At 50.9% G+C, this 8,155-nt stretch carries 7 protein-coding genes and 1 pseudogene; 5 read left to right on the forward strand and 3 right to left on the reverse strand.

Translation table 11 applies throughout. The annotated features are described in order from the left end of the window. Positions 1-168 precede the first annotated feature (168 nt). Complete coding sequence (locus JW883_05465) at positions 169-309, reverse strand: 4Fe-4S binding protein (GenBank protein MBN1841715.1); 141 nt, start codon at positions 307-309, stop codon at positions 169-171. Positions 310-896: 587 nt separating this feature from the next. Between JW883_05465 and JW883_05470 the strand changes: the two genes are divergently transcribed. Together JW883_05470 and JW883_05475 are read left to right on the forward strand one after the other, a co-directional pair. Then, positions 897-2,171 (forward strand): MFS transporter, encoded by a 1,275-nt coding sequence (locus tag JW883_05470; GenBank protein MBN1841716.1) that lies wholly within the window; start codon positions 897-899, stop codon positions 2,169-2,171. A gap of 123 nt (positions 2,172-2,294) precedes the next feature. Continuing rightward, positions 2,295-2,453, forward strand: a pseudogene (locus JW883_05475) (IS4 family transposase). Between the two features lie 79 nt (positions 2,454-2,532). Here the strand turns inward: JW883_05475 and JW883_05480 are convergent. Together JW883_05480 and JW883_05485 are read right to left on the reverse strand one after the other, a co-directional pair. Continuing rightward, a complete protein-coding gene (locus JW883_05480; GenBank protein ID MBN1841717.1) occupies positions 2,533-2,970 on the reverse strand; it encodes a hypothetical protein in 438 nt (145 codons plus the stop codon). Positions 2,971-3,173: 203 nt separating this feature from the next. Beyond that, positions 3,174-3,950: a GTP cyclohydrolase I FolE2 gene (locus tag JW883_05485; protein ID MBN1841718.1), complete on the reverse strand. Its 777-nt coding sequence runs from the start codon at positions 3,948-3,950 to the stop codon at positions 3,174-3,176. A 567-nt stretch (positions 3,951-4,517) separates the two neighbouring features. Between JW883_05485 and JW883_05490 the strand changes: the two genes are divergently transcribed. From JW883_05490 to JW883_05500, 3 genes are all read left to right on the forward strand, one after another. Further along, the gene (locus tag JW883_05490; protein MBN1841719.1) at positions 4,518-5,204 is read left to right on the forward strand and encodes a hypothetical protein; all 687 of its coding nucleotides are present in this window, start codon (positions 4,518-4,520) and stop codon (positions 5,202-5,204) included. Positions 5,205-5,208: 4 nt separating this feature from the next. Next, positions 5,209-6,459, forward strand: a complete 1,251-nt coding sequence (locus JW883_05495) for an IMP cyclohydrolase (protein MBN1841720.1) — start codon at positions 5,209-5,211, stop codon at positions 6,457-6,459. Between the two features lie 269 nt (positions 6,460-6,728). Then, positions 6,729-8,000 (forward strand): bifunctional folylpolyglutamate synthase/dihydrofolate synthase, encoded by a 1,272-nt coding sequence (locus JW883_05500; GenBank protein ID MBN1841721.1) that lies wholly within the window; start codon positions 6,729-6,731, stop codon positions 7,998-8,000. Positions 8,001-8,155 lie beyond the last annotated feature (155 nt).

Below are 8,155 nucleotides of genomic sequence, written 5' to 3' on the forward strand. Positions count from 1 at the left end.
CAGGGAGAAAACCTGGCTTCCATCCCCTCCTGTGTTAAGAGGCAAAGAGCACGTCTGAAGGTCATCTATGGAAATCTTGTAAAGAAGGGCAAGATCGCGGGAGCAAACAAGAGGACTTGAAACCATGGCCTTCTTGCGCCGGCAAGGGAAATGCCAGAGATGTACTTTCTACCTCAAAACCAGGGAAAGAGCCTCCGTGTTGCATGCCCCGCGACATAATCCGCAACCGAAGCATCTTCTTGTATTAATCTGGGCTATCGTCCTGCCATTTTCCTGAATGCCATCTTTGGAATATTTTCGGCTTCCCAAAGTAATCTGTATCTTTCCGGATTTGAGCCACTCTCATTGACAAAATTGGCGCTATTTAAGATTGAAAGGTAACCTTTTGTTTTGATAGCAATTTGGTTGGCAAGATATCGAAACTCGCTTGACTCTGGCGGCCGTTGTCTGTTCCATTTGAGATCGAAAATCCTTATACCTGCCTTCCAGTCGTCGGTCTGGGGTGATATCTGGTCAAATAGACTCAATCAGAGACAACCACGACAACCAGACTCGCCTGCTTCGGCGCTTCTTCCGAACCCCACATGGCACGACACCCAAAACCACCGGATATGGACATGATCATATCGTTGACACACAACGACGTTTTTGCTATACACGGTCTACCGAAAAGCGAGTTCTTATCATTATCATTGCAACTTCGGAGTTAGTAGCCCCTGAAGCAATCGACACCCAGCCCAGCCTGCCATCAGCTATGCAAGATGACGAATCGATGACTGATGGTGACTAATTCCTGTTGATCCGGGTTAGGATGGTAGTAACAGTCCAGCCCTTTGAAAAGGTTTGCAGCCAGTTTCAGGCAATTTGTTTGAAAAGGCTAACATGATACGGATGGTATAGTGTCTGATCTACTGAGGAATCCCCTTCGCTACCGCTGGCTGATTTTTTCGATTTTGGCCCTGAGCTATGTCTTGGTCTATTTCCACCGTCTCTGTCCGGCGGTGGTGGCGGTTGACATGATGCGCGATTTTCACGCCGGAGGGGCCCTGCTCGGGCTTTTGGGTTCAGCCTATTTCTATCCCTATGCACTCATGCAGCTACCAGCAGGTCTTCTTTCCGATTCCTGGGGGCCTAGGCGAACCATTACACTGTTCTTCGCGGTGGCCTTTATAGGCTCTCTGCTTCTGGGTTTGGCCCCAACTGTTTTGTGGGCAATTGTGGGCCGCGCCCTTGTCGGCCTGGGTGTCTCCATGCTCTTTGTGCCGACCATGAAGGTGCTGGCAGAATGGTTTCGTATCAGGGAGTTTGCCACTATGACCGGTATTCTTATGGCAATGGGTGGCATAGGTACGCTGACCGCGGCTACTCCTCTGGCCTTGCTCAGCACCTGGATTGGTTGGCGCTTGTCTTTTGTGGTTGTTGGGATTGCTACATCAGCGCTTGCCATCTTGGTGTGGTTGTTTGTTCGGGACCGGCCAGCAGATCTGGGTTGGCCCTCACCTTCGGAACAGTCAGCGACAAGTCCGCAAGCTGTCGGGCTGATGGAAGGCATGAAAAAGGTACTCGCATACCCACGATTCTGGCCTGTTGCGATCTGGTTTTTTTTTGACTGTGCTGTATTCTTTTCCTTTGGCGGACTTTGGGGAGGCCCATATTTAATGCAGGTCTACGGGTTGACAAAGGCTCAAACAGGCCAGATCCTCTCCATGCTGGCTATCGGCATGATCGCTGGGAGCCCAATGCTCAGTGTTTTGTCCAACCGAGTTTTCCAAGGGCGAAAACCTGTGCTGGTACTGTCAAGCTTCGTTTTGCTTTGCCTTACTGCTCTTTTGGCTTTCTACACTGATCGACTACCGATTGCAGGCCTTTACCTGATATGTCTTGGTCTCGGCATCTTTTCCAGTGCCGTTGTGGTAATCGGCTTTACGACAACCAAGGAACTGTTTCCCGTGCAGATAGCAGGGACATCCACGGGGTTGGTCAATATTTTTCCTTTTGCCGGTGGGGCCATTTTTCAGCCTCTGTTGGGATATGTCCTGGAAAGCCATGGCCGGGTGGGGGATGCCTTTACTCTGGCTGGTTACGAAAAGACGTTTTTTGTGCTTTTCGTCTGCGGGATCATTGCCTTTGTGGCGAGTCTGTGTCTTCAAGAGACCCTGGCCAAGGAATGAAACTGGTGTCACTTCTAGGAGCCTGTCCGAGAGCGGACGCCTTCCTTGGTCTTGCAAAAAATCTCTCATTCTCGGGCACACTCCTGGATGGACTTCTAAACCGAGTCAGCAATTTCCGGTTAGAAAATTGCTGGGGACATAGAGAAATTCTTTGCATGGTGAAGACGCCACCTCCGAGTCTACCATCTGATTACCAGAAGCGAGTATGGCCTAATGGTCAAGATACTTTCCGCCCTGATCACCTACCTCCTGCTTGCCATCTATTGCCGTGAGCAGCACAGGGCATCCTGTCTCGTCAAAAGGAATATGCGTTTATGCGCAATCATTTGGGTCGTTATGTATTGCCTTTTGAGAACTCGCGTCAATAACCAGTAACCTGCTGTTTTCCCTGAAGGTATTGATCGAAGGTAATCAAATCCTGCTTTAGGAGAAGAGCAAGGTCTTTGAGTTGCTCCTCAGAATCGGCGCTGGGAGCTTCGAGTTGCATCGGGCTGTTGCAGTTCTGATGAGGGATGGCAAGCGGCTCTTGAATGTGGCCCAATCTCAAGCTGGCGAGGCCACCCAGGACGTTTACTTCCACAGTACGATTTTGGAAGCTGGGATCCTTAAGGATATCTTTCAGGTTCTTGCCCTGTTTTTTCACACGCCGCCAGAACAGATACGCCGACCCGACGATAAGACCGCCGCCAATGCTCAGAATCCAGGGCAGGTATGTAAGAAGGCCCCCGGAAAAAAAAGCAATGAAAGCAACACCAATTATCAAGGCAACGTGAAAAAGAAGGACAAAATTTGCCAACATAACGCCACCGAAAATACTACTATCCTGTGACCGCGACCGATTATTCTGGCATGTTTTTTTCATCATTACCCTTTTCGGCATAACATTTCTAACACTTTAGCACGATCTAGAAACCAAGGTCCTTTGGGCCTCAGGCTCGTAGAGCGTGGTCAGAGTCTGAAGACTTTGCCTGCACGAATTGCCCGGGGTGTTCTAGCAGGGAGTTATGGCCGGGGGCCAACCTCGGCGTAAGCGTAGGCGCTGTGGTTGTGAATGCTTTCAAAGTTTTCCGCTTCCACACTGAACCACGTGAACCTGGGATCGCCCATTAACTTCTGGGTAACCTCTCTCACCACATCCTCTACAAACATCGGGCGATTGTAAGCCTGCTCGGTGACATGTTTTTCGTCTTCCCTTTTTAGCAGTGCATAGACATCACTGGAGGCCGAGCTTTCCACCATTTCGATGATTTCCTCAATCCAGAAGAACTCCTTAAATAGCAGGGTCACTGAAACAATGCCTCGCTGATTATGGGCCCCATGCCTGCTTATCTCTTTTGAGCAAGGGCACAGGGTGCATACAGGAACTTTGATGCGAACAAAGAGCTTACGTTCGTTTTCGTTTATTTCTCCTATGTATTCGCAGGTATATTCCATGAGGCTGGCAACACCTGACACAGGGGCTTTTTTCATAACAAAATAGGGGAATGCAATTTCAAGGTTCGCAGCCCGCGCGTCAAGAGTTTTTTTCATTGTCTCAAGCATTTCAAAGAAGGCCTTAAGATTAAGATCACCACAGTATTGGTTCAGGACCTCCACAAATCTGCTCATATGGGTCCCTTTGAAATCGTGAGGTAAATGGACGTACATATTGATCGTGGCCACGGTTGACTGAACCTTGTTGACCCTGTCCAGCACATTGATGGGATAGTTAATCCCCTTGATGCCGACTTTGTTTATGTCAATTTTTCTGCTGTCTTGCTGGCTCTGGACGTCTTTCATTTCTCATGTCCTGATTACGTTCGTTTTTTCCGAATCGAATTCTGTAATACTTCACTCCACTTTGTCATTTGGAACCCCGACGAAGGCGGGGTGAGAAATCTTATCCAACATAGCGTACGGTCACGACATTACAAGATTTCTCCCTACGGTCGAAATGACAGAAAAACGGCTAGAGGTGGGGGTGAACTATTACGTATTACGGAATTCTTAACAAAACCTTCGGGCATGTCAATTAAAATCCAAAAACAGCTTGACGGTCGAAGAGATTCTATGAAAAGATCGGTCGTGATCGCCGGGCGCTCTTTTGATGTCTGTGAAGCTCTGCAACCTATTGACATAATTATTATTTATTCGCCTTCGCCGGAATGCCCTGCAGCGCACCGTCGCCCAAGCTATGGCGCGTCGGCGACTTGCTGCAGGGATGAAAGGCAAGGCGAACTACGGCGAAATTTCGCTTTGATACCCCGCAGCTTGCTGCGGGGAGCTTCATTGGAGAAGCGTTCCTTCCATCTATATGGAATAGTGGAAGTATTGGGTAGGTAATGGGAACCTGGAAAGGAGCAATTTATGGCAGTTAACGTTGTTGAGAAGATCGATGGATTCGTTAGGGTCAAGCACGTCATTGTCAGCGTGTCGAACAAGAGCGGGCTGGAGGACTTCATCCCGTCACTGCTGAAGATCAATCCGGATGTTCGGATATACTCCACGGGCGGGACCTATGGCAGGATTGAGCAGATCCTAGGTGACCGGGCCTCCTCCTGCCTGACTCAGGTAAGCAAATACACTGGCCAGCCGGAGACCCAGGGAGGACTTGTCAAAACCCTTGACTTTAAGATATACCTTGGTCTGCTCACAGAGACCTATAACGACGCCCACCAGCAAGATCTGAAAAGAACCTCTGCAGTTCCCATAGACATGGTGGTGGTGAATCTTTATCCCTTTAAGGAGACTATATCCAGAGAAGGTGTCACGGTGGAAGAGGCCAGGGGCAACATCGATATCGGAGGCCCTTGCATGATCAGGGCCTCGGCCAAGAATTTCATCCGTGTCGCACCCGTGGTAGATCCGGGAGACTACGCAAGGATCTGTTCCGAGATAAAAGCAAATGATGGCAGGCTTTCCCTGGAACTTCGATATGAGCTGGCCAGCAAGGCCTTTGACCACACTGCAGTGTATGACCGCCACATTGCGGATTTTCTGGCAAGCAGACCTTTTGGCGACGTTCACACGTGTTACAAGATTATGGAGGGTTAATACGATGGCTGAAGATCTGAAGAAAATGTACAGGACCATTATGGATGACCACTTTCCGCCAAACATGGAGATCTCCTTTGTGGACGGAGACAGTCGCCAGACCCTTTTCTACGAAAAGGTGACCTGGGTGGTCGATAATGTGCAAAAAGGCCTCAGGTACGGTGAAAATCCGGGCCAGGAGGCCGCGCTCTATAAGCTCGCCAACGGCAACCTGGTCCTTGGCGAGACCCAGACAATTCAGCCTGGACGATATCTGGCATCCGACGTCGAGCTTTTGCAATCGGGTAAGCATCCCGGAAAGACCAACCTTACGGACGCAGACAACTCCCTGAACATCCTGAGATACTTTGTCGACAGGCCGACCGCGGTCATTGTAAAACACAACAACCCGTGCGGCGTGGCGCGAGCTGATTCCCTGGAAGAGGCTTACATCAAAGCCAACATGGCCGATCGCGTGGCCGCCTTTGGCGGCTGTATTGCCCTGAACGAACCGGTGGACAAGGCTACGGCAGAGGCTATCAGCAGGCAGTACGCCGAAGTTGTGGTGGCCCCTGATTTTGAGGAAGGGGTTATGGATATTTTTACCAAGAAGAAAAACCTTCGGATCATAAGAATCTCGAACATGGGCCGTTTACAGTCTTTTGCGGGTGAGCGCGTTGTGGAGTTTAAGAGCCTAATTGACGGCGGCATCATTGCCCAATGGTCTTTTGTGCCCGAGGCCCGGTCCAAAGACGATCTCAGGCTTGCAGAATGCGAGTATAAGGGACATACATATCGCATCAAGAGAGAGCCGAAAGAGCAGGAATATGAAGATATGCTCTTCGGCTGGCTGGTGGAATCAGGGGTGACGTCCAACTCGGTCATATATGTCAAGAACGAGGTCACAGTCGGAATCGGCACGGGTGAACAGGATCGGGTAGGTGTTGCGGAGATCGCCAGAGAGAAGGCGTACCGCAAGCTGGCAGACCGGTACTGTTTTGAGGAGCTGAAGATCCCTTATAATGAGCTTGCGGACGAGGAAAAGAAAAGGGAATTCGATCAGAGAGTAGCTCAAGAAAAGGGCGGGCTGATCGGCGCGGCCATGGTGAGTGACGCCTTTTTTCCCTTCAGAGACGGCGTTGATGTGGGCATCCGCGAAGGAATCTCCGCCGTTGTGCAGCCTGGCGGGTCTGTTAATGATTACCAGTCTATCGAGGCCTGCAATGAGGCCAATGTGACCATGGTATACACGGGCCAGAGAAGCTTCAAACACTGACGGCACTCGAAAAGATCCATCTGCTGCGTTGCGTTTCGTCTAAGAAGATTGTGTTGGAGGTTGGAGGAGCGCTTCGCTTGAGGCTAGAGGCAAAAGAAAAGGTATCGTTGCCTTAACTTTAGATACTTTAGTTCACCCTGGCCCAGACCTTGCTTATAGGGCATGGTAGGCTGATTCGGGCACGTAGCGTCCCATAGGCTTTGCAGGCTGATCTGAGCACATCGCGCCAGGGCGGGCTTTAGGCATTTTAGTTCACTTCTAGTGTCTCCATGATCTCTTGCATTGACGATCACCTGTCTGCCCTCTATCGCCTGAGGCGTTTCGGGATTAAGCTTGGGCTGGCCACGATATCTCGCCTTATGAGGGGTCTCGGGAATCCTCAGGATGGTTATTCGTGTATCCACGTGGCAGGCACAAACGGCAAGGGTTCTGTTGCGGCGCTCCTGTCTTCGGTCCTTGCCTGTGCAGGGTACAGGGTAGGTCTCTATACTTCCCCTCATCTTGTTCGATTCAATGAACGCATTCAGGTCAACGGACATCCCGTATCTGACGGGGATGTCGCAGAGGCTGCCGAAGCGGTTCAAAGAATCTACACACAGGCAGATCCACCGACCTTTTTTGAATGCGCCACCGCCATGGCCCTTTACCACTTTGCCTTAAAAAAAGTGGATTGGGCCGTTCTTGAAACCGGCATGGGCGGCCGATACGATGCCACCAATGTAGTGCACCCCGAAGTTTGCATCATTACCAATATCAGCATGGAACACACCGAATACCTCGGAAAGACTCTGGCCAGGATAGCCTCCGAAAAGGCGGGCATAATAAAGGCGGGCGCCGGTGTTGTGACAGGAGCGCGCCAGAAGAGCGCCCTGAAGGTGATCGAGCAAAGAGCTTCAGAAAAGGGCGTGCCATTGCTAAGGCTTGGGAAAGAGATCAGGGTCCGTAAAGGCCAGGATGGTTTTTTTACCTACCGGAGTACAAAACGGGTGCTGACACGAGTCAAAGTGGGACTTTTCGGAGAGCACCAGATCTTAAATGGCGCCCTTGTCCTGGGGACCCTGGAACTCCTTATGGAAAAGGGCCTGAAAGTTCCTGATGACGCCATCTACACCGGACTTGCTGAGGTCTGCTGGCCCGGGCGTCTTGAGGTAGTGTCAGATTATCCTCTCGTCCTTTTGGATGGCGCCCACAATCCGTCTGCTGTGAGAGTCCTCAGAAGATTCCTGGAAAACGGCGCAGGGTCACGGAGGTTGATGTTGGTGGTAGGTATTCTGAAGGACAAGGCATGGAAGCCCATGTTGCGAGACCTTGCTGCTGTTGCCAACCGTATGATCCTTGCCAGACCACAGTACGAGCGTGCTGCAGACCCCCACGAACTGGCATCCTTCTTACGCCCTCTCAAAAAGGATGTTGTCGTTATTCCGCATCTGCCAGATGCCATATCACTTGCCATGGATGAGGCCGCCCCCGGAGATGTTGTGTGCATTACCGGTTCTCTTTATACGGCAGGCGAGGCCAGGGCAATCTTGACGGCTTGCTAAGAGCTCGCTCAAAAATAACTTCACATTTTGATGCGCCGACCTGCCTGCCGGCAGGCAGGTCCATCCCCCCTGGCTGCGTTGCTCGTCGGTTAAATAGCTTGCTATTCGCCCTCCTCGCGCCTTGCCATGCGTGCGCCTCGACTCCTGAAAATGCA

The sequence above is a fragment of the Deltaproteobacteria bacterium genome (genome assembly GCA_016930875.1).
In the GTDB taxonomy this organism is placed as follows: Bacteria; Desulfobacterota; Desulfobacteria; order Desulfobacterales.

Bases quoted from the DNA above. Each gene is read 5' to 3' on its own strand.
- JW883_05490 (MBN1841719.1), top strand. From the start codon at position 4,518: ATGGCAGTTAACGTTGTTGAGAAGATCGATGGATTCGTTAGGGTCAAG.
- JW883_05485 (MBN1841718.1), bottom strand. From the start codon at position 3,950: ATGAAAGACGTCCAGAGCCAGCAAGACAGCAGAAAAATTGACATAAAC.
- JW883_05495 (MBN1841720.1), top strand. From the start codon at position 5,209: ATGGCTGAAGATCTGAAGAAAATGTACAGGACCATTATGGATGACCAC.
- JW883_05500 (MBN1841721.1), top strand. From the start codon at position 6,729: ATGATCTCTTGCATTGACGATCACCTGTCTGCCCTCTATCGCCTGAGG.
- JW883_05480 (MBN1841717.1), bottom strand. From the start codon at position 2,970: ATGTTGGCAAATTTTGTCCTTCTTTTTCACGTTGCCTTGATAATTGGT.